Origin of the sequence: Trinickia caryophylli (genome assembly GCF_034424545.1) — a bacterium.
GTDB lineage: Bacteria > Pseudomonadota > Gammaproteobacteria > Burkholderiales > Burkholderiaceae > Trinickia > Trinickia caryophylli.
The window spans coordinates 4,255,720-4,277,042 of sequence record NZ_CP139970.1 but is presented as its reverse complement, the minus strand read 5'-3'; the positions used below and the strand labels follow the sequence as shown (position 1 = coordinate 4,277,042).

The 21,323-nt window shown below is 64.5% G+C and carries 21 protein-coding genes; 11 read left to right on the top strand and 10 right to left on the bottom strand.

Annotation, left to right across the window (positions count from 1 at the left end; translation table 11 throughout):
- Positions 1-5 precede the first annotated feature (5 nt).
- On the top strand, positions 6-1,385 hold the full coding sequence (locus tag U0034_RS19260; protein WP_085229180.1) for an MATE family efflux transporter: 1,380 nt from the start codon (positions 6-8) through the stop codon (positions 1,383-1,385).
- Here U0034_RS19260 and U0034_RS19255 read toward each other — a convergent pair.
- The 4 genes from U0034_RS19255 to U0034_RS19240 all read right to left on the bottom strand — a co-directional run bounded on the left by U0034_RS19255 (position 1,340) and on the right by U0034_RS19240 (position 5,497).
- Complete coding sequence (locus U0034_RS19255) at positions 1,340-1,780, bottom strand: carboxymuconolactone decarboxylase family protein (RefSeq protein WP_085229179.1); 441 nt, start codon at positions 1,778-1,780, stop codon at positions 1,340-1,342. The two genes, U0034_RS19260 and U0034_RS19255, sit on opposite strands and share 46 nt — an antisense overlap.
- On the bottom strand, positions 1,720-2,193 hold the full coding sequence (locus U0034_RS19250) for a MerR family transcriptional regulator (RefSeq protein WP_085229178.1): 474 nt from the start codon (positions 2,191-2,193) through the stop codon (positions 1,720-1,722). Before U0034_RS19250 ends, U0034_RS19255 begins: the two co-directional genes overlap by 61 nt.
- A gap of 123 nt (positions 2,194-2,316) precedes the next feature.
- The gene (gene clpB / locus U0034_RS19245; protein WP_085229177.1) at positions 2,317-4,914 is read right to left on the bottom strand and encodes an ATP-dependent chaperone ClpB; all 2,598 of its coding nucleotides are present in this window, start codon (positions 4,912-4,914) and stop codon (positions 2,317-2,319) included.
- A gap of 76 nt (positions 4,915-4,990) precedes the next feature.
- Positions 4,991-5,497, bottom strand: a complete 507-nt coding sequence (locus U0034_RS19240) for an Rrf2 family transcriptional regulator (protein WP_085229176.1) — start codon at positions 5,495-5,497, stop codon at positions 4,991-4,993.
- 208 nt (positions 5,498-5,705) lie between these two features.
- Between U0034_RS19240 and U0034_RS19235 the strand changes: the two genes are divergently transcribed.
- On the top strand, positions 5,706-6,269 hold the full coding sequence (locus U0034_RS19235) for a group III truncated hemoglobin (RefSeq protein WP_085229175.1): 564 nt from the start codon (positions 5,706-5,708) through the stop codon (positions 6,267-6,269).
- A 27-nt stretch (positions 6,270-6,296) separates the two neighbouring features.
- Here the strand turns inward: U0034_RS19235 and moaE are convergent, their stop codons facing one another.
- The 6 genes from moaE to U0034_RS19205 form a co-directional block, all read right to left on the bottom strand.
- Positions 6,297-6,788 (bottom strand): molybdopterin synthase catalytic subunit MoaE, encoded by a 492-nt coding sequence (gene moaE / locus U0034_RS19230; RefSeq protein ID WP_085229174.1) that lies wholly within the window; start codon positions 6,786-6,788, stop codon positions 6,297-6,299.
- A gap of 28 nt (positions 6,789-6,816) precedes the next feature.
- Complete coding sequence (moaD, locus tag U0034_RS19225) at positions 6,817-7,074, bottom strand: molybdopterin converting factor subunit 1 (RefSeq protein WP_085229173.1); 258 nt, start codon at positions 7,072-7,074, stop codon at positions 6,817-6,819.
- Between the two features lie 57 nt (positions 7,075-7,131).
- The gene (locus U0034_RS19220; protein WP_085229172.1) at positions 7,132-8,379 is read right to left on the bottom strand and encodes a molybdopterin molybdotransferase MoeA; all 1,248 of its coding nucleotides are present in this window, start codon (positions 8,377-8,379) and stop codon (positions 7,132-7,134) included.
- Positions 8,380-8,455: 76 nt separating this feature from the next.
- Positions 8,456-9,907 (bottom strand): threonine synthase, encoded by a 1,452-nt coding sequence (gene thrC, locus U0034_RS19215; protein ID WP_085229171.1) that lies wholly within the window; start codon positions 9,905-9,907, stop codon positions 8,456-8,458.
- A 40-nt stretch (positions 9,908-9,947) separates the two neighbouring features.
- Entirely contained in the window at positions 9,948-11,273 is a 1,326-nt protein-coding gene (locus U0034_RS19210; protein ID WP_085229170.1) for a homoserine dehydrogenase, read from the bottom strand.
- An 84-nt stretch (positions 11,274-11,357) separates the two neighbouring features.
- A complete protein-coding gene (locus tag U0034_RS19205; RefSeq protein ID WP_085229169.1) occupies positions 11,358-12,605 on the bottom strand; it encodes a pyridoxal phosphate-dependent aminotransferase in 1,248 nt (415 codons plus the stop codon).
- A 361-nt stretch (positions 12,606-12,966) separates the two neighbouring features.
- On the opposite strand from U0034_RS19205, the gene U0034_RS19200 reads away from it, so the two are divergent.
- The 9 genes from U0034_RS19200 to U0034_RS19160 all read left to right on the top strand — a co-directional run bounded on the left by U0034_RS19200 (position 12,967) and on the right by U0034_RS19160 (position 21,292).
- Complete coding sequence (locus tag U0034_RS19200) at positions 12,967-13,341, top strand: Mth938-like domain-containing protein (RefSeq protein WP_085229168.1); 375 nt, start codon at positions 12,967-12,969, stop codon at positions 13,339-13,341.
- Between the two features lie 102 nt (positions 13,342-13,443).
- Entirely contained in the window at positions 13,444-15,177 is a 1,734-nt protein-coding gene (locus U0034_RS19195; RefSeq protein ID WP_085229167.1) for a glycosyltransferase family 39 protein, read from the top strand.
- Positions 15,178-15,220: 43 nt separating this feature from the next.
- A complete protein-coding gene (locus tag U0034_RS19190) occupies positions 15,221-15,592 on the top strand; it encodes a DMT family transporter (protein ID WP_085229166.1) in 372 nt (123 codons plus the stop codon).
- Positions 15,593-15,628: 36 nt separating this feature from the next.
- Entirely contained in the window at positions 15,629-16,783 is a 1,155-nt protein-coding gene (locus U0034_RS19185) for a DegT/DnrJ/EryC1/StrS family aminotransferase (RefSeq protein ID WP_085229165.1), read from the top strand.
- 6 nt (positions 16,784-16,789) lie between these two features.
- Positions 16,790-17,821, top strand: coding sequence for a glycosyltransferase (locus U0034_RS19180; protein WP_085229164.1), 1,032 nt, complete (start codon positions 16,790-16,792; stop codon positions 17,819-17,821).
- Entirely contained in the window at positions 17,818-18,765 is a 948-nt protein-coding gene (locus tag U0034_RS19175) for a formyltransferase (protein WP_085229163.1), read from the top strand. Before U0034_RS19180 ends, U0034_RS19175 begins: the two co-directional genes overlap by 4 nt.
- Before the next feature lie 2 nt (positions 18,766-18,767).
- Positions 18,768-19,832: a bifunctional UDP-4-keto-pentose/UDP-xylose synthase gene (locus U0034_RS19170; protein ID WP_102623000.1), complete on the top strand. Its 1,065-nt coding sequence runs from the start codon at positions 18,768-18,770 to the stop codon at positions 19,830-19,832.
- An 11-nt stretch (positions 19,833-19,843) separates the two neighbouring features.
- Complete coding sequence (locus tag U0034_RS19165; protein WP_085229161.1) at positions 19,844-20,740, top strand: polysaccharide deacetylase family protein; 897 nt, start codon at positions 19,844-19,846, stop codon at positions 20,738-20,740.
- Positions 20,741-20,827: 87 nt separating this feature from the next.
- Positions 20,828-21,292 (top strand): peroxiredoxin, encoded by a 465-nt coding sequence (locus U0034_RS19160; RefSeq protein WP_085229160.1) that lies wholly within the window; start codon positions 20,828-20,830, stop codon positions 21,290-21,292.
- The last annotated feature ends 31 nt before the right edge of the window (positions 21,293-21,323 follow it).

Below are 21,323 nucleotides of genomic sequence, written 5' to 3'. Positions count from 1 at the left end.
GGGGCATGCTCGCCGACATCCGTAAGATTGCCAGCCTGGCGTGGCCCGTATTGATCGGGCAGTTGGCCGTTATTGCTTTCGGTCTCATCGACACAGTGATGGCCGGGCGGTACTCGGCCGTCGATCTGGCTGCGCTTGGCCTCGGCTCCTCCATCTTCGTCTCGGTGTATGTCGGTCTGACCGGCGTCGTGCTCGCGTTGCAGCCGATCGCGGCCCAGCTCTTCGGCGCGCGGCGGTACGCCGAAATCGGCGAAGAGGTCCGGCAAACGCTTTGGCTCGCCGCGGCATTGTCGGTGCTCGGCGTGCTCGCGATGGTGTTCCCCGGCCCGCTGCTCGCACTTGCTCACGTGCCGCAGGCACTCTACGAGCGGACCGAACTGTATCTGCGCATTGCCGCCGTCGGGCTGCCGGCCAGCCTCGTGTTCCGCGTCTATTCGGCGCTCGCGAATGCGGTCGGCAAGCCGCGCCTCGTGATGGTCCTGCAGATCGGCGCGCTTATCGTCAAGATCGGCTTGAACGACTGGTTCATTTTCGGTGGCGCCGGCGTGCCGCCGCTCGGCGGCCCTGGCTGCGCACTGGCAAGCACCGTGATCAACTTCGCACTCGCCGGCATCGCGCTCACCGCGCTCGCGCGCCTCGACATCTTCGAGCCGTTCGGAATATTCGAGCGCTTCTGCCTGCCCAACCGGCAACGCTTGGCCGCGTTGCTCAAGCTGGGCCTGCCAATGGGGCTTTCCTATCTGATCGAGGTGACGTCATACGCGTTCATGGCACTTTTCATCGCGCGCTTCGGCACGACCACGCTCGCCGGTCATCAGATCACCGGTAATTTCGGCGCCGTGCTCTATATGACGCCGATGTCGATCGGCATCGCCACATCCACCCTCGTTGCGCACGCTCTCGGTGCCGAAGGCCATCAGACGGCTCGCGCGCTCGCCCGTCACGGCATTCAGATGGCATGCGCGATCGGCTGCTGTTACGCCGCGATTTCATTCGCGCTGCGACCCGCCATCCTCGCCGGCTACACGACAGACGGCGCCGTTATCGCGGCAGCCATGCCGCTGATGCCGATCATGCTCGTCTATCACATCTTCGATACGTTCCAGACGGCAGTCGCCTTCATCCTGCGCGCCTACAAGATCGCCGTCATTCCGACCGTCATCTATGCCGTTGCGCTCTGGGGCGTTGGGCTCGGCGGCGGATACCTGCTCGGCTTCGACGTCGGCGGCATCGCGCCGCCGTGGCTCACCGGCGCCCGCGGTTTCTGGACGGCCAGCGCGGCAAGCCTCGCGGCTGCCGGCGCTGGCCTATTCCTGTACTGGCGCCACGTCAGCCGGCGTTATGCCTCGGCCGCCTCGCCCATCTCGCCCACCCGTTCAGCTTGAGCGTCGCGTGCGGCGAACACTTCCCGGGCCGCGAAAAGCGCATTGAGCGCAGCGGGAAAGCCAGCGTAGACGGCCATCTGCATGAAGATCTCCACGATCTCCTCGCGCGTGCAGCCCACATTCAGCGCGCCCTCGATATGCACCTTCAACTGCGGAGTCGCATTGCCGAGTGCCGCCAGCGCCGCAATCGTGGCAATCTCGCGCGCCTTCAGATCGAGCCCGCCGCGGCTATAGATGTCTCCGAAGGGAAACTCGATCAGCAGGCGCGCGAAATCGGGTGCGATCGGCGCAAGTGCCTCGATCACCCGTTCGCCGGCTTCGCCGTCGATTTCCTTCAGCTTGTTCCATCCCCGCGCGTAGCGCCCATTGCCTGCTTCGGTGCCGAAGTGTTCCATCGCTGCTCCTTGTCCCGTTGACGTTGATCCGACTGCTTCTTCGTCATGTCGTGGGCAAGCGCCTCGTAATGAGACACCTTGTCGTCGATGGCCGCGAGGTTCTCGCGCAACTGAGCAAGCCGCTCGAGCACAGCTTCGCGATGCTCGACAAGCAGTTGCAGCCGCTCTTGCGCCGTCTCGTCGCCGCGCGCACGTAACGCAGCGAACGCCTGCATGCGCGAAATCGGCATGCCCGTCGCCTTCAGGCGCATCACGAAACGCAGCCATTCGACATCCGCGCGAGCGTAGAGCCGATGCCCGGCGCTCGTGCGCGAAACGGGCAAAAGCAGCCCGGCCTGCTCGTAGTAGCGCAGCGTGTGCGCCGATACGCCGAGCACGGCAGCCATGCGGCCGATCGTCAGTGCCTCCGACATGATGTCCTCTACGGTAAGAGTTCGAGCGCACACGAAGTCAAGCGGCTTTGCGCAACGATCAAAAAAAAACGGCGGTCGAGCGTCAAACGCTCGACCGCCGTCTACCCTACCACGCAAGTGCGTTCAGTGGACGACGCGCTCGAACACGAACTTGCCGTCTTCGAACTCGACCGGAATCACATCCTTCGGCCCGAACCTGCCTGCGAGGATCAGCTTGGCGACGGGGTTCTCGATCTCCTGCTGGATTGCGCGCTTGAGCGGCCGCGCACCGAAAAGCGGGTCGTAGCCAACTTTCGCAATATGCTCGAGCGCCGAATCCGACACGACGAGCTGCATCTCGAGCTTCGCGAGCCGCTCGTGCAGACGCTCGAGCTGGATCCTGGCAATCGACTCGATGTTGCTGCGATCGAGCGAATGGAAAACGACGACTTCGTCGATCCGGTTCAGAAACTCGGGGCGGAAATGCTGTTTGACCTCGGTCCAGACGGCATCCTTGATCGCTTCCTGCGGCTCGCCCGACATCGCCTGGATCATCTGCGAACCAAGGTTCGAGGTCATGACGATGACTGTGTTCTTGAAGTCCACCGTCCGCCCCTGCCCATCGGTCATACGCCCGTCGTCGAGCACCTGCAGCAGCACGTTGAAGACGTCCGGGTGCGCCTTCTCGATCTCGTCGAGCAGAATTACGCTGTACGGCTTGCGACGCACGGCCTCGGTCAGATAGCCCCCTTCCTCGTAACCGATGTAACCGGGGGGCGCGCCGATCAGGCGCGCGACGCTGTGCTTTTCCATGAACTCGCTCATGTCGATTCGGATCAGATGCTCTTCCGAGTCGAACAGGAAAGCGGCCAACGCCTTGCAGAGCTCGGTCTTGCCGACACCCGTCGGCCCGAGGAACAGGAACGATCCGTACGGACGGTTCGGATCCGCGAGACCCGCACGCGAGCGGCGGATCGCATCGGCAACCGCATTGATCGCTTCGTCCTGACCGACTACCCGCTCATGCAGCTTCGATTCGATCTGGAGCAGCTTTTCGCGCTCGCCCTGCATCATCCGCGAGACGGGAATGCCCGTCGAGCGCGAGACCACTTCCGCGATTTCCTCGGCACCAACCTGGGTGCGCAGCAGGCGCGGCCGCGACGGGTCGCGCTCGCCCTTCGCCTCGGCCTGCGTAACCTGCTTGAGGCGTGCCTCGAGTTCCGGCAGCTTGCCGTATTGCAGCTCGGCCACCTTCTCGAGCTTGCCCTCGCGCTGCAGCCGCGTGATCTCCGCGCGCGTCTTCTCGATCTCCTCTTTGAGCTGCGCGCTGCCCTGCACAGCCGCTTTCTCGGCCGTCCAGATCTCTTCGAGGTCCGAGTACTCGCGGCCGAGCCGCTCGATTTCGTCCTCGATCAGTTGCAAACGCTTTTGCGACGCCTCGTCCTTCTCCTTCTTCACCGCCTCCCGTTCGATCTTCAACTGGATCAGCCGGCGATCGAGCCTGTCCATCTCCTCCGGCTTCGAATCGATCTCCATCTTGATCTTCGAGGCCGCCTCGTCGATGAGGTCGATCGCCTTGTCGGGCAGAAACCGGTCAGTGATGTACCGGTGCGAAAGCTCGGCAGCCGCTACGATAGCCGGGTCGGTGATTTCGACGCCATGGTGCAGCTCATAGCGCTCCTGCAGGCCACGCAGGATGGCGATCGTCGCCTCGACCGACGGTTCGTCGACGAGCACTTTCTGGAAACGCCGCTCGAGCGCCGCGTCCTTCTCGATGTACTTGCGATATTCGTCGAGCGTCGTCGCGCCGATGCAATGGAGTTCGCCGCGCGCAAGCGCCGGCTTGAGCATGTTGCCCGCGTCGATCGCCCCCTCGGCCTTGCCCGCGCCCACCATCGTATGGATTTCATCGATGAAGACGATCGTCTGGCCCTCGTCGCGCGCGACGTCGTGCAGCACCGCCTTCAGTCGCTCTTCGAACTCTCCGCGATACTTTGCCCCAGCAAGCAGCCCTGCCATGTCCAGCACGAGCACGCGCTTGTTCTTGAGCGTCTCGGGCACCTCACCGTTGACGATGCGCTGCGCCAGCCCCTCGACGATCGCGGTCTTGCCGACTCCGGGCTCGCCAATCAGCACCGGGTTGTTCTTCGTACGGCGCTGCAAGATCTGGATCGAGCGGCGAATTTCGTCGTCGCGCCCGATCACGGGGTCGAGCTTGCCCGCTCGCGCCCGTTCGGTCAGATCGATCGTGTACTTCTTGAGCGCCTCTCGCTGGCTCTCGGCATCCGCGCTATGCACCTGCCCGCCGCCGCGCACGGCCGCGATGGCGGCTTCGAGCGACCGGCGCGTCAAGCCGTATTGGCGCGCCAGCTTGCCCGCCTCGCCTTTATCGTCGGCGACTGCCAGCAGGAACATCTCGCTCGCGATGTAGGTGTCGTTGAGCTTTTGCGCCTCTTTGTCGGCCTGATTCAGAAGCCCGCTCAGTTCGCGGCCGAGCTGAACGTTGCCGTCTGTACCCTCGACCTGCGGCAGACGCCCGATCGCGTCCTCGAGTGCCGTTTGCAGCGCCTGAACGTGCACGCCGGCGCGCGAAAGCAGAGAACGCGCCGAGCCGTCCTGCTGCGCGACGAGCGCGGCGAGTACGTGCACGGGCTCGAGATACTGCTGCCCCCGTCCGACCGCAATGCTCTGCGCATCAGCAAGCGCTTCCTGGAATTTGGTGGTGAATTTGTCGATCCTCATGAAGAGACCTCCAATTTTTGACTACCACCAACATGAGGTGCGCGGCGCCCGTTTCAAGCGGGCGCATCAATTATCGTCACGTATCGTCGTCGTGCGCCACCGAAACGATCGGGATGCCGAGCGAACGCCTGCCGCCGTCGGCCGGCAGGCCGAGCAGCGCCGAAAGCGGTGCGGCAGGGCCGATCAGCTCCCGGAGCGTGTGGCGATCGAGCTCCGCAAGGAATGCCCCGCGGGCTGCCTCGAACACGCCCTTCAGACGGCACTGCGGCTCGATGACGCAGGATCGGCCGTCCATGCCGTCCCGCTCGAAGCAGCCGACCAGCGCAAAATCGGTTTCCGTGGCGCGTACCACTTCGCCGATCGTGAGATTCAGCGACCTCTCGTTGAGGCGCAAGCCGCCATGCCGCCCGCGGACCGTGTCGATCCAGCCGAGCTCGCCCAGTTGCTGGACGACCTTCATCAAGTGGTTCTTGGAAATCCCATACGCGTCCGAAATCTCCTGAATCGTGGACAATCCATCCCGGCGGACGGCCAGATACAGCATGACGCGCAGCGCATAGTCGGTGTAATCGGTCAGTCTCATGGCAAAGCTCGTATCCTCTTGGGCGCCGCCCGCTCGCCGCCAATCTCAAAAAAACAATACTACCTGCAGGGTTGTGTCCGCGGCGCCTTGACCATAACATGCATTACCGGTGCAGTTTAGGGTGCGCCACCCAATTTCCGGCGTCATCGCGGCACGCTTCTCGCATGGCCGCAGGGCACCCGCACCGCACGTTGTTTTCGGATTCGTCATGACCACCCCGCTTCCCCCGCACACAGAGGCGTCCGCCACCAGCCGGCACGCGGAGCCAACCGAACAAAATATCCGCGAACTCGTCTACGCGTTCTACGATCGCGTGCGCGCCGATGTCCTGCTTGGCCCCGTGTTCGATACGGTATTGCACGGCCGCTGGGACGATCATCTGCCCAAGATGTGCCTCTTTTGGGGTAGCCTCGTGCTCGGCGACAAGCGCTACCGCGGCAACGTCCAGCAAGCGCATCAGCCACTGGAGGGGATCGAGCCGCGCCATTTCAGCCGCTGGCTCCACCTTTTTCTCGATGCTGTCTGCGACCGCTACGAGCCAGCCGCCGCCGTGCGCTTCATGGAACCGGCACTGCGCATCGCGCAGAGTCTCCAGCTCGCCCGCTTCGGCTGGGAATACCAAATCCCGCCCGAGCAACAGGCACTGCTCGAACAGGTCGCACCGAAACGCCGCCCGACGGGAGCCGGCGCCGCAAGTGACCAATCCCACGAGCGGCGCCGGGGCGAACCGTTTCCCGCGAAAATCGTGGGCCGCGGCACGCACGACGACTGACAGCCAAACACGCGCGGCCGACCGCCCTCAGCCTTGGCTGGGACCGGCCGGTGCCGCGTTGCCCGCAACGATGCCCCAGCGCTCGAGCGCCTTGTCGTCCGCCACGCGTGCATCGACCCACCGGGCGCCCTCTGGCGTCGTCTCCTTTTTCCAGAAAGGCGCCTGGGTCTTCAGATAGTCCATCACGAATTCGCAGGCGGCAAATGCTTCCTGGCGATGCGCGGCCGTCGCCGCAGCCAACACGATCTGATCGAGCGGATAAAGCTTGCCGACCCGATGCACGATCAGGACATCGCACCCCGGCCAGCGCTGCCGGGCCTCGGCCGCAATGGCCTCCAACGCCTTTTCGGTCATGCCTGGGTAGTGCTCGAGTTCCATGGCGCTGACTGCGTCACCTTCATTCAGATCCCGCACCGTGCCGACGAAGCACGCCACGGCGCCCACTTTCGGGTTTTGCGCTCGCAACGCCGCCACCTCGGCGCCGAGGTCGAAATCGGCGGTCTGTACGCGGACGATCATCGTTGATTCTCCTGCATGCCGGCAGACGTCAGCCGCCCGTCACCGGCGGGAAAAAGGCCACTTCGCAACCGTCGGTCAGGCGTGTCGTCTCGTCGGTCATGGTCTGGTCGCAGGCCATGCGCAGCGCCCTGCCTTGCGCGAGCGCCTCGGCCCATGCGCCACCGCGCGTGCGCAGCCAGGCGCGCACATCGCCGACCGTCGCGATGCCATCCGGCAACGTCACTGTCTCGTGAGCGATGCCGAGCGATTCGCGTACGCTTGCAAAATACTTCAGTTCGATCTTCATTCGATGGCGGTTCGTTGTGAGCGCAGGCGTATCTTCATACGTGCCGCGCAGGCAAATTCATCCGAGCAGTTCCGCAAACGGCAAAAACCGGACGGTTTCGCCAGCGCTGATCGCGTGATTCGGCGGATTGTCGATGAGGCCGTCGCCCCAGACCGTGGATGTCAGCACCGCCGAGCTTTGGTTCGGAAACAAGTCGAGCCCGCCCGCCGCATTGACGCGCGCGCGCAGGAACTCGTTGCGCCGATCTGCCTTCGATTGGCTGAAGTCGGCCCGCAGCGAGACCGCGCGCGGCGCCACGTCGGCGGCGCCCGCCAGTCTCAACACGAACGGTCGCACGAACAGCAAGAAGGTGACGAAGCTCGACACCGGGTTGCCCGGCAAGCCGATGAAATACGTCTCGTTGCCCGCCGATTCTCGCCTGATCGAGCCGAAGGCGAGCGGCTTGCCGGGCTTCATCGCGATCTGCCAGAGCGCCAGTCGCCCGAGCGCCTGTACCGCCGGCTTCACATGATCTTCCTCGCCGGCCGACACGCCGCCCGAGGTCAGAATCAGGTCGTGCTCGCGTGCGGCCTCAGTCAACGCGGCGCGTGTGGCCTCCAGGCGGTCCGGGACAATGCCGTAATCGGTCACGTCGCAACCGAGGCGCGCCAGCATGCTGCGCAGCGTAAAGCGATTCGAGTTGTAGATTGCGCCCGGCGCAAGGGGCTCCCCGGGCATCGTCAGCTCGTCGCCCGTAAAAAAGACAGCGACCTTGACGCGCCGCGAGACGGTCAGTTGCGCGCAACCCGTCGACGCGGCCAGCCCGAGCGCCTGGGGCGCGAGCCGCGTGCCGGCCGGCAGAATTACGGCGCCGCGGCGAATGTCGGCGCCCTGCGCCGTGATCCACTCCCCCGGCTTGGGGCTATGCAGAATTTCGACGGCCTCGCCGGATACCTCGGCCTGCTCCTGCATGACGACGGCATCCGCCCCCGGTGGGACAGGAGCGCCCGTGAAAATCCGCGCCGCGGTACCCGCCGCAAGCGGCTCAGGCATCTGCCCGGCCGCGATGCGCTGCGACACCGGCAGCCGCCGGTCGCCGCGCAGCAGATCGGCCGTACGGACCGCGTAGCCATCCATCGCGCTCGTATTCATCGGCGGGACGTCGAGCCCCGAAACGACATCCGCTGCCAGCACCCGACCCAGCGCGTCGAGCGTTGGCAGCGTTTCCGCCCCTTCGACGGGGCGGACCGCGGCGAGCAGCGTGGCGAGCGCGTCGGCCGTCGAAAGGACCGGCAAACGCGCGGCTGAGGCATGAGGCGTAGACATGTGACTGGCGGGCGTTGAAAGCGGCGAAGCTTCCATTGTAACGACGCGCGGCTCGGCCCGCCTGTGCGCGTTGCGCTCAGAGCCCGGTGCGGGCCGCGATGAAGGCCTTGACCTGCGCGGCGTCGGCCGGGAGCACGTCGAAGCGCTGCGGCAGCGACTCGAGGCCTTCGAATGCGGCCGGGCGCTCGGGCTCGCGCGCGAGCGCCTCGCGGATGGTCTCGCCGAACTTGATCGGCTGGGCCGTCTCGAGCACGATCATCGGCACGCCCGGGTCCAGATGCTCGCGCGCAACTTTGATTCCATCGGCCGTATGCGTGTCGATCATGGTCGCGTACCGCGAGAAGACATCTCGGATTGCCGCGACGCGATCGTCATGCGTACTGCGCCCCGAAACGAAACCGAACTGCTTCACGCGGGCGAAATCTCCGCTCGCGGCAAGATCGAAGCCGCCCTTTTCCTCGACGTCCCGGAAAAGCTGCAGTACGCGCGCCGGATCCCGGCCCACCAGGTCGAATACGAAGCGCTCGAAGTTGGACGCCTTCGAAATGTCCATGCTCGGGCTGCTCGTATGGTAGGTCTGCGCCGCGCCGCGCACCCGGTACGCGCCCGTGCGGAAGAACTCGTCGAGCACGTCGTTTTCGTTCGTCGCGACGACGAGCTTCTCGATCGGCAGCCCCATCATGCGGGCGATGTGGCCGGCGCAGACATTGCCGAAGTTGCCGGACGGAACCGTGAACGAAACCCGCTCGTCGTTCGAGCGCGTGGCGGCGAAATAGCCCTTGAAGTAGTAGACGACCTGCGCGACGACACGTGCCCAGTTGATCGAGTTGACGGTCCCGATGCGCTGGCGGGCCTTGAACGCGTGGTCGTTCGAGACAGCCTTCACGATGTCCTGGCAATCGTCGAAGACGCCTTCGATCGCGACGTTGAAGATGTTCGGCTCTTGCAGGCTATACATCTGGGCGGTCTGGAACGCGCTCATCTTGCGATGCGGCGACAGCATGAACACGGACACGCCCGCCTTGCCGCGCATCGCGTATTCGGCGGCACTCCCCGTGTCGCCCGAGGTCGCCCCCAGGATGTTCAATGTCTCTCCGTGCCTGGCGAGCGCATACTCGAACAGATTGCCGAGCAGTTGCATCGCCATGTCCTTGAAGGCGAGCGTCGGGCCGTTCGAGAGTTCGAGCAGGCTGAGCGGCGCACCGCCCTCGATGCCGAGCGCGCGCAGCGGCGTGATCGCCGCCGCATCCTCTCCCGCGCGCACATTGCAGTAAACGTCGGCACGGTAAGTGCGCTCGGTCAGCGCACGCAGATCCTCGGCCGGGATGTCGTCGCTGAACTTGCGCAGAATCTCGAACGCGAGCTCCGCATACGGCAACGCCCGCCAGCGTGCAAGTTCGTCAGTCGAAACGCGCGGGTATTCGGCCGGCAGATAGAGCCCGCCGTCCTTGGCAAGACCGCCAAGCAGGATGTCGGAGAACGTATGTCGCTCGCCGGCGCCGGCACCGCGAGTGGAAATGTAATTCATGGTCGGATCCGGTTCGTTCGGGACAAAGCCCCGCGATCAATCAGTCGAGCGCCTCGATGCGAAGCTTCGTCACGTTCGAGACCACCGTTGCGAGGTCTTCGATGCGCGCGATCGCCGCATTGACGTTCTTCTCGAGCGTTTCGTGCGTAATGATGACGACGTCGGTCTGGCCGTTGGCATCGACCTGCTCCGACTCCTTTTGGAGCATCGCGTCGATCGAAATACCGGCATCGGCGAGCAGCCGCGTGATGGCGGCGAGCACGCCGGTCACGTCGGCCACGCGCAACCGCAGGTAGTAGCCGCTGCGGACCTCGTCGATCGGCAGGATCGGCGTGTCGGAAAGGCTTTGCGGTTGGAAGGCGAGATGCGGCACGCGGTGCTCGGGGTCGGCCGTGTGCAAGCGCGTCACGTCGACGAGATCGGCCACGACAGCCGACGCCGTGGGCTCGGCCCCCGCGCCCTTGCCGTAATACAACGTGGCCCCGACCGCATCGCCGTGCACTTCCACGGCGTTCATCGCGCCCTCGACGCTCGCGAGCAGGCGCTTCGCGGAAATGAGGGTCGGGTGCACCCGCAGCTCGATGCCGTGCTCGGCGCGCCGCGTAATGCCGAGCAGCTTGATGCGATACCCGAGGTCCTCGGCGTATTTGATATCGGTGGCGTCGAGCCTCGAGATGCCCTCGATGTAGGCGCGATCGAACTGCATCGGCACGCCGAAGGCGATTGCGCTCATGATCGTGAGTTTGTGCGCGGCATCGATTCCCTCGACGTCGAACGTCGGGTCAGCCTCGGCATAGCCGAGCGCCTGGGCAGCGGCAAGCGCCGTGGCGAAGTCGAGCCCGCGCTCGCGCATCTCCGAGAGGATGTAATTGGTCGTCCCGTTGATGATGCCGGCGATGTACTGGATGCGATTGGCCGTCAGCCCTTCGCGCAACGCCTTGATGATGGGGATGCCACCCGCGACGGCCGCCTCGAACGCCACCATGACGCCCTTGTCGCGGGCGGCGGCAAAGATTTCGGTGCCATGTACGGCGAGCAACGCCTTGTTGGCCGTCACGACGTGCTTGCCGTTCGCGATCGCGCGCAGCACCAGCTCGCGTGCAAGCCCGGTGCCGCCGATCATCTCCGCGACGATGCCGATCGAGGCATCGTCGACGACGGCGTTGAAATCGGCGCCGACGGTCACGCTGCCGGCCGCCTCGCCGAGCGCGGCGAGCACCTTGGCCGGATTGCGTACCGCAATGCGTGCAATCTCGATGCCGCGGCCGGCGCGCCGTTTGATTTCTTCCTGATTGCGGCGCAGCACCGTGAAGGTGCCGCTACCTACCGTGCCGAAGCCCAAGAGGCCAACTTTGATCGGTTCCATGCAGCGTCTGTCCAGATTGGGAAATGCCTTGATAAAAGCGAAAACGCGCGCGCCGCGCAACCTCTGGCGGCGGGCCGTGGTGTGTCAGGTGCCGTGACGCTTGCGATAGCCATCCAGAAAGCGCGCGATACGGTTGATCGAATCGGTCAGATCGTCCGCATTGGGCAGAAATACGACACGGAAATGGTCCGGTGACGGCCAGTTGAAGCCCGTGCCCTGCACGAGCAGCACCCGCTCCTCGAGCAGCAGATCGAGCACGAACTGTTGATCGTCGTGCACCGGGTACACCTTCGGGTCCAGGCGTGGAAACATGTAAAGCGCCGCTTCCGGCTTCACGCAGCTCACGCCAGGGATCGCATTGAGCATCTCGTGAGCGATCTGGCGCTGCTTGTAGAGCCGTCCGCCCGGCAGGATCAGATCGTTGATGCTCTGATAGCCGCCCAGCGCCGTCTGAATCGCGAATTGGCCCGGTACATTCGCGCAAAGCCGCATCGAGGCAAGAATGCCGAGGCCCTCGAAGTAGTCTTTCGCGCGCCGGCGATTCTCGCCCGTCAGTCCCGAGACGTACATCCACCCGGCGCGGTATCCGCACGAACGATAGCTCTTCGAGAGGCTGTTGAACGTCACCGTCAGCACGTCCTCCGACAGCGCGGCCACCGATGTGTGCTTCTTGCCGTCGTAGACGATCTTGTCGTAGACCTCGTCGGCGAAGATCACGAGGCCGTGCTGACGCGCGATGGCGATCAGATCGAGCAGCAGTTCGTCCGAGTAGAGAGCCCCCGTCGGATTGTTCGGATTGATGATGACGAGTGCCCGGGTATTCGGCGTGATTTTCGCGCGGACGTCGTCCAGATCGGGCATCCAGCTGTTCGACTCGTCGCACAGGTAGTGCACCGGCGTGCCGCCCGAAAGGCTCACCGCCGCCGTCCACAGCGGGTAGTCGGGCGCGGGCAGCAGGACCTCGTCGCCATCGTTGAGCAGGCCTTGCATCGCCATCACGATGAGCTCGGATGCACCGTTGCCGATGTAGATGTCGTCGAGCTCCACGCCGACCACACCCTTTTGCTGGGTGTAGTGCATGATCGCCTTGCGCGCCGCGAACACGCCCTTGGAATCCGAATAGCCCGACGACATGGGCAGATTGCGGATCATGTCCTGCACGATTTCGTCGGGTGCGTCGAAGCCGAAAGCCGCGAGGTTGCCGATGTTGAGCTTGATGATGCGGTGGCCTTCGTCTTCGAGGCGCTTCGCATGCTCAAGCACGGGCCCGCGGATGTCGTAGCAGACGTTCAGCAGTTTATTCGACTTCAGGATCGGTTTCACGACGGACACGGTTCCTCGCGGAATAGCCAAAAAGGGGATGCCGGGCACCGCGCAGGTGGCGCTGGACGTGGCGGCGAATGACGCCGCGCATTGGATCGCGCATTTGGATCGAGACAGGAGCCGGTGAGACTGTAAGCGCTCGAAAGCGCTTTTGGCGCTTCTCGCGCGTCGATCGCGATGCAAAAGGCGCCGCCGGGCGGCTAAAAAGTTATAATTTAGCGGATTTTGGCCAACTTTCGCAATGCGCGGCTGTCGCGAAGCGCTTGGCCGGACCTGATCGGGCCCCGCCCGGAGCCTGAGCCGAGGCGGTACATCGACTCCCCGCGGCAGTGGCGGAGCGCACGGCCCAGCGAACTACGGAACAACGGATTTGAAATTACACCAGGATGCGAGCGGCGCCTTGAACACCGTCACCGGTTACGGCGCCCACTACGTCGAGGTCAATCTGGAACGCCACGAGCGCAGCATCGTGGTCGTGCCCGACGCGCCGGTCATCGCGTGGCCGGTTTCGTCGTTCGAAGCCCTTGCTCCCGAACATTTCGAACTCGTGCTCGCCACCGAGCCGGAACTCGTCGTGTTCGGCAGCGGCGCGCGGCTGCGTTTTCCCCACCCGCGCCTCACCGCGGAACTCACGGCACGGCGCATCGGCGTGGAGTCGATGGACTTCATGGCCGCCTGCCGCACCTACAACATTTTGATGGCCGAGGGCCGCCGCGTCGTCGCCGCACTGCTCATCGAGCAATGACACCCGGCGCTTCGCCCCACCGCGCGTATCGCGAGCGGCCGCCTGCGCCGCCGCGCTGCGCGCTTTCGCCGCTCTCGCGGCATCTCTGACGGATTCGGACCCATGTCGCTACAACGTTATCCCAGGGCGGCCGAGTCGGCCGCCGAGCGGGTCGCCCCGCCCAGCCGGGCCGCCGCCGTCGCGCCGCTCGGCGGCGTCGCGCTGCTCATTTTCGTCGTCGCGCTCGCGCTCATCTGGTTCCTGCCGCTCGGCTTGCGCCATCTCGTCCCGAGCGACGAAGGGCGCTATGCGGAAATGGCGCGCGAAATGCTGCTGACGGGCGACTGGATCACGCCTCGCTACAACGGCTACAAGTATTTCGAGAAGCCGCCGCTGCAAACCTGGGCGAATGCGCTCACGTTCGCGTGGTTCGGCATCGGGGAGTGGCAGGCCCGGTTGTATACGGCGCTCACGGGCTTCGCCGGCGTGCTGCTGGCGGGCTACACCGCGTCGCGCCTCATCGGCCCGGCGGCCGGTTTCGCGAGCGCACTGGTACTCGTCGGTGCGCCTTACTGGAGCCTGATGGGCCATTTCAACACGCTCGATATGGGCCTGTCGTTCTGGATGGAGCTGACGCTGTGCGCCATGCTGCTCGCCCAGCGCGGCGCGGCATCGGCGCGCGAAAGACGGCTGTGGATGTGGGCGAGCTGGGCCGCCATGGCGCTCGCCGTACTGTCCAAGGGGCTCGTCGGCATCATTTTGCCCGGCGCCGTGCTCGTCCTCTACACGCTGATCGAGCGCGACTGGGCAATCTGGAAGCGGCTCAATCTCGCCACGGGGCTCGTAGTCTTTTTCGCGATCGCGACACCGTGGTTCGTCCTCGTCCAGCAACGCAATCCCGAGTTCCTGAACTTCTTTTTCGTCGTTCAACAATTCGAACGTTATTTGACTCCCGCTCAGCATCGGCCGGGGCCGTTCCATTACTTCGTCTGGGTGCTGCTCGTCGGCTTTCTGCCGTGGCTCTCGATTGCCGTGCAAAGCATCCGCCAGATGGCCAGGGGGCCCGCGGAATCGAACGGGTTCCGCCCCGCGTCGCTGCTCTTCGTCTGGTGCGCGTTCATCTTTCTCTTTTTCAGCGTGTCGCATTCGAAGCTCGTCTCGTACGTGCTGCCCGTAGCACCTGCGCTCGCACTCGTGATCGGGGCCTATCTGCCCGAACTCCCCCGCGGGGCGTGGCGCCGCCATCTCGTCGGCTACCTCCTCCTGCTGGCCGCGCTCGCCGTGGGCGCGATCTTCATCGCCCGATTCGGCGACGCCCGAACGCCGAACGCGCTTTATCGGGAATTCCGCCTCTGGGTATTCGCCGGAATTGCCGCCGCATTCGCGATGACGCTCGTCGCTTTGGCGCTTGCGCGAGGTACACGCGGCTCGATTCTTCCGTCGGCCGCGGCGTTCAGCGCCGGCTGGCTGCTGCTTTGTACGATCGCGGGCACGGGGCACGAAGCGTTCGGGCGCCAAAGCTCCGGCGTACTGCTCGCGCCGGCCGCGAAGGCGGCGCTCGCGCGGCTGCCGGCCGACACGCCGTTCTACTCGGTTGCGCTGCTCGATCACACGCTGCCCTTTTACATCGGCCACACGATGATCATGGTGGAGGACCCGAACGAACTCTCGTTCGGCGTCGAGCAGGAGCCTGGCAAGTGGGTGCCGACCGTCGCCGAGTGGATCAAGCGTTGGGACGCGCAGCCGCATGCACTCGCGGTGATGACAGTCGACCGCTATGACTCGCTCGCCGCGCAGCACGTACCGATGCGCGTCATCGCCCGCGACGTGCGCCGCGTGATCGTCGAAAAGCCCTGATGCGCCCGCCCTTGAACCTTCTGACGAATCGGACCCTGCCAAGATGAACCCCATATCGCTCGTCTGCATCCTGACTGGCGTCATGCTGAATGCGGGGGCGCAACTGCTGCTCAAGGCTGGCGTGAACGCAGTTGGACACTTCGAATTCACCCGTGCGAACATTCTGCCCGTCGGGTTCAAGCTCGCAACGCAGTGGCCCATCGTCGGCGGCCTCGCGTGCTATGTCGTCAGCGTGGGCGTCTGGATCGTCGGGCTGTCGCGCGTGGACGTGTCGGTCGCCTATCCGATGCTCTCGCTCGGCTACGTGGTCAACGCGTTCGCAGCGTGGTATCTGTTCGGCGAAGTGATCACGATCCAGCGCATAGCCGGCATCGCGATCATTCTCGTCGGGGTGGTCGTGCTCTCGCGCAGCTGACAGGACTTCATTCTTATTCGTGCATCGCACTCATTCATGACCCAGGACTCTCCCCCCTTTCTGCCGTTCGTGCGCCCGGAAATCGACGAAGAGACGATTCAAGGCGTAGCGGACGTGCTGCGTTCCGGCTGGATCACCACCGGCCCTCAGAACCAGGCCTTTGAGCAGCGGCTGTCCGAGTACTGCGGCGGGCGCCCCGTGCGCACCTTCAACTCGGGGACAGCGACGCTCGAGATCGGCTTGCGCATCGCGGGCGTCGGCCCGGGGGACGAGGTCATCACCTCGCCGATGTCATGGGTATCGACGAGCAACGTCATTCTCGAAGTGGGCGCGACACCCGTTTTCGTCGATATCGACCCGGCAACGCGAAACATCGACCTGAGCCTGCTCGAAAAGGCAATCACGCCGCGCACGAAGGCGATCATCCCCGTCTATCTCGCCGGGCTGCCCCTCGATATGGACCGGCTCTACGAAATCGCCCGCGGCTACGGCCTGCGCGTGATCGAGGATGCCGCGCAGGCATTCGGCTCGAGCTGGCGCGGCGAGCGCATCGGCAAGCTCGGCGACATCGTCTCGTTCAGCTTCCATGCGAACAAGAATCTCACGTCGATCGAAGGCGGCGCACTGGTGCTCAACGACGAGCGCGAGGCGGAACTTGCACGCAAATACCGGCTCCAGGGCATTACGCGTACCGGATACGACGGCATGGACTGCGACCTGCTCGGGGGCAAGTACAACCTGACCGACGTCGCGGCCCGCGTGGGCCTCGGCCAGCTCGCGCAGATCGAGCGGTTCACGGCGAAGCGCCGCGAACTTGCGCGCGCCTACTTCAAGGGTTTCGCGAGCGGCCCCGCACAGGCGCTCGGAATCGGCCTGCCGCTCGCCGACTTCGAAAATAGCAACTGGCACATGTTCCCGATCGCGCTGCCGCTCGAGCGGCTTTCGCTCGATCGCGCAGGCTTCATGCAAATGATGCACGACAGTTATGGGATAGGCACCGGCGTGCACTATCCCGCCATTCATCTGTTCACGCTCTATCGCGCGCGCGGGTTCGCGCCGGGCATGTTCCCGCATGCCGAGCGCTATGGCGCGACGACGGTCACGCTGCCGCTCTTCACGCAGATGACCGAGCGCGATGTCGAGCGCGTAGTCTCGGCAGTCAACAGAATTTGCGAACAACACGGGAAATAAGCGGACATGAGCCACACCGAATACCGTTCGACGTCGCCGGAAGTCTCGGTCGTCATTCCCGTCTACAACGAAGAAGCAGGGCTGCACGCCCTCTTCGCCCGTCTCTACCCGGCGCTCGATGCGCTCGGCACGAGCTACGAGGTCATTCTCATCAATGACGGCAGTCGGGACAAGTCGGCGGCGATGCTCGCCGAACAGTTCCGCGCACGGCCCGACACCACGCGCGTCGTGCTGCTCAACGGCAATTACGGCCAGCACATGGCAATTCTCGCAGGCTTCGAGCACTCGCGCGGCGCGATCGTGCTCACGCTCGATGCCGACCTGCAAAACCCGCCAGAGGAGATCGGCAAACTCGTCGCCAAGATGCGCGAGGGTTACGACTACGTGGGCTCGATCAGGCGCGAGCGCCAGGACACGCTCTGGCGGCGCAAGGCGTCGCGCGCGATGAACCGGCTGCGCGAGCGCATTACGCACATTCGCATGACCGACCAGGGCTGCATGCTGCGCGCCTACAGCCGCCAGATCATCGATACGATCAATCGCTGCGGCGAGGTCAACACCTTCATTCCGGCACTCGCCTACACCTTCGCGCAAAACCCGATCGAAATCGAGGTGGCCCACGAAGAGCGCTTCGCCGGCGAATCGAAATACTCGCTCTATAGCCTGATACGGCTCAATTTCGACCTCGTCACGGGCTTCTCGGTCGTGCCGCTGCAGTGGCTCTCGTTCATCGGCGTCATTCTGTCGCTCGGCTCGGCCGGCCTCTTCCTGCTGCTCGTCGTCCGGCGCTTCCTGATCGGCGCGGAAGTCCAGGGCGTCTTCACGCTGTTCGCCATCACGTTCTTCCTGCTCGGGGTCATCCTCTTCGCGCTGGGCCTGCTCGGCGAATACATCGGCCGCATCTATCAGCAAGTGCGCGCGCGGCCCCGCTATCTCGTCCAGGCCGTGCTCGAAGCACGCGAGGGCGAAAAATTGGCCGCGCCAGCCGGGTTCGGCTCGCGCGCCGAGCACCTCGTCGACGGGGACGGCAACCGATGAAACCACGCGCCGTCGTGTTCGCCTACCACAACGTCGGCGTGCGCTGCCTGCAAGTGCTGCTCGCGCGCGGAGTCGACGTCGCGCTCGTCGTGACGCATGAAGACAATCCGAACGAGAACCTCTGGTTCGAAAGTGTCGCGAGCGTCGCCGCCGAGCATGGGATCGAAGCGATCCGGCCAGCCGGGCCGGACAGCGCCGAGCTGCGCGAGGCCGTACGCCGCGTGCGGCCCGACTTGCTCTTCTCGTTCTATTACCGGCACATGCTGCCGCCCGACGTGCTCGCGCTCGCGCCGCGCGGCGCCTACAACATGCACGGCTCGCTGCTGCCGAAGTACCGCGGCCGCGTGCCCACCAATTGGGCCGTGCTCAACGGCGAAACCGAAACGGGCGCCACGCTGCATGAAATGACGGCCAAGCCCGACGCCGGCGCGATCATCGGCCAGACGAGCGTGCCGATTCTGCCCGACGATACCGCGCGCCAGGTATTCGACAAAGTGACCGTCGCCGCAGAGCAGACGCTTTGGCGCGTACTGCCGGCACTGATCGCCGGCGAGGCTCCGCGTCTGCCGAACGATCTCGCCAGCGGCAGCTACTTCGGCGGCCGCAAGCCCGAGGATGGCCGCATCGATTGGTCGCAGCCGGCCCAGCGCGTCTACAACCTCGTGCGCGCGGTCGCGCCGCCCTATCCGGGCGCGTTCACCGACCAGGGCGGCGCGCGCTTCATCGTTGCGCGTGCGCGCCTTGTGCCTGTGGGAGCCGACGCGGCGACGGCACTGGCAAATTTGCCGCCCGGTCTGCACCTAAGCGATAATGCGTTATTCGGCGTGTGCGGCGACGCGCGCGCCATTGCCATCTCCGAGCTGAGGCTCGTGCGCGACGCTCGGGAATCGGTCGTCACGCCCGCGCAGTTCGCTCAGATCATCCACTCTTCCCGGCATTCATGAACATGGCAGATCTCGCCAAAAAAGTACTGATTCTCGGCGTCAATGGCTTCATCGGCCATCACCTGTCGAAGCGCATCCTCGAGACGACCAACTGGGAAGTCTTCGGCATGGACATGCAGACCGACCGGCTCGGCGATCTGGCCAACCACGAGCGGATGCACTTCTTCGAGGGCGACATCACGATCAATAAGGAGTGGGTCGAGTATCACGTGAAGAAATGCGACGTGATTCTTCCGCTCGTCGCGATCGCCACGCCTGCCACCTATGTCCAGCAGCCGCTGCGCGTGTTCGAACTCGATTTCGAGGCGAATCTGCCGATCGTCCGCTCGGCCGTGAAGTACCGTAAGCACCTCGTGTTTCCGTCGACCTCCGAAGTCTACGGCATGTGCGCCGACGAGGAATTCGACCCCGAAGCCTCGGCGCTCACCTACGGCCCGATCAACAAGCCGCGCTGGATCTACGCCTGCTCCAAGCAATTGATGGATCGCGTGATCTGGGGCTACGGCATGCAAGAAGGGCTGAACTTCACGCTCTTCCGACCGTTCAACTGGATCGGGCCCGGCCTCGACTCCATCTATACGCCGAAGGAAGGCAGCTCGCGCGTCGTCACGCAGTTCCTCGGCCACATCGTTCGTGGCGAGAACATCAGCCTCGTCGACGGCGGCTCGCAAAAACGTGCGTTCACCGATATCGACGACGGCATCAGTGCGCTCATGAAGATCATCGAAAACGCGAACGGCATCGCTTCGGGCAAGATCTACAACATCGGCAACCCGAAGAACAACTTCTCGGTGCGCGAGCTCGCGCACAAGATGCTGGCGCTGGCAGCCGAGTATCCGGAGTACGCCGAGTCCGCGAAAGCCGTGAAGCTCGTCGAAACGTCGTCGGGCGCGTACTACGGCCAGGGCTACCAGGACGTGCAAAACCGCGTGCCGAAGATCGACAACACGATGGCGGAACTCGGGTGGGCGCCCCAGGCGACGTTCGACGACGCGCTGCGCAAGATCTTCGAAGCCTATCGCTCCCACGTGGCCGACGCCCGCGCGCTCGTCGAACAGCAACAGTAAGGCGGCGCACGTTGGCTCGCATCGTCCTCAAGATCGACGTCGATACGCTGCGCGGCACGCGCGAAGGCGTGCCCAACCTCGCGCGCATGCTCGATCGGTTCAAAGCGCGGGCCACGTTCCTTTTCAGCCTCGGTCCGGACCATACGGGGTGGGCGCTCAGGCGCGTCTTTCGGCCAGGCTTTCTGAAAAAGGTGTCGCGCACGTCCGTCGTCGAGCATTACGGCGTGCGCCAGCTCATGTATGGCGTGCTGCTGCCGGGGCCCGACATCGGGGTACGCGCAGCCGCCGAGATGCGTGCGGTGCATGAAGCCGGCTTCGAATGCGGTATCCACACGTGGGACCACGTCTATTGGCAGGACAACGTCCGCAGCCGGTCGCAGGCCTGGACTGCTGGTGAAATGGGCAAGAGCTACGAGCGATTCGCCGAAATTTTCGGCACCGCCCCCACCACGCACGGCGCCGCAGGCTGGCAAATGAACGAACACGCGTTCGAGCAGATCGACGCATGGGGCATGCGCTACGCGTCGGACGGACGCGGCCATGGACCGTATCGCCCGGTGGTCGGCGCCCGGACGCTCGACCACGTTCAATTGCCGACGACCTTGCCTACGCTCGACGAACTGCTCGGCGTCGATAGCCTCGACGAAACGAGCGTGGCCACGCGTTTGCTCGCCGCAACGGAACGCAACCCGCACGATCAGGTGTTCACGCTGCATGCCGAACTGGAAGGCCAGAAGCTCGCACCGGTCTTCGAGCGACTGCTGGCCGGATGGCAGGCGCAAGGTCACACATTCGCGACAATGGGCGATTACCATGCGACGCTGGACCGCGACTCGCTCCCATCGTACCCTGTGACCTGGGGCGAGATTCCGGGGCGTGCGGGCGAGTTGATCGTCCAGCCCGACTAGGGCTGGCACGCGCCGCCTGGGCTGCGCCGGGGTAAGCCGGCCACCGCCCTGCTCGAACGCTTTGCGCGATAAAAAAGGAGAAACCACGTGCCCATTGCAGTCGACCAACCTGTCCCCGATTTTACGGCCGCCGCTACCGGCGGGGCCGCGTTCGCGCTGTCCGGCTTGCGGGGCAAGAAAGTGGTCTTGTACTTCTACCCCAAGGACAACACGCCCGGCTGCACAACCGAGGGCTTGCAGTTTCGCGACCTGTATCCGAAATTCAAAAAGGCCGGAGCCGAGATCATTGGCGTCTCGCGCGACAGCATCCGCTCGCACGAGAACTTCAAGGCCAAGCTCGAGCTGCCCTTCCCGCTGTTGTCCGACGGCGACGAGCAGCTTTGCGCGCTTTTCGATGTCATCAAAATGAAAAAGATGTACGGCAAGGAAGTACGCGGCATCGAGCGCTCGACGTTTCTCATCGACGCAAGCGGCGTCTTGCGGCGCGAGTGGCGCGGCGTGAAGGTGCCTGGCCATGTGGACGAGATCCTGCAAGCTGTACAAGGACTTTGACGCGCGTTATATTGCGTTGCAATGAGTTCCC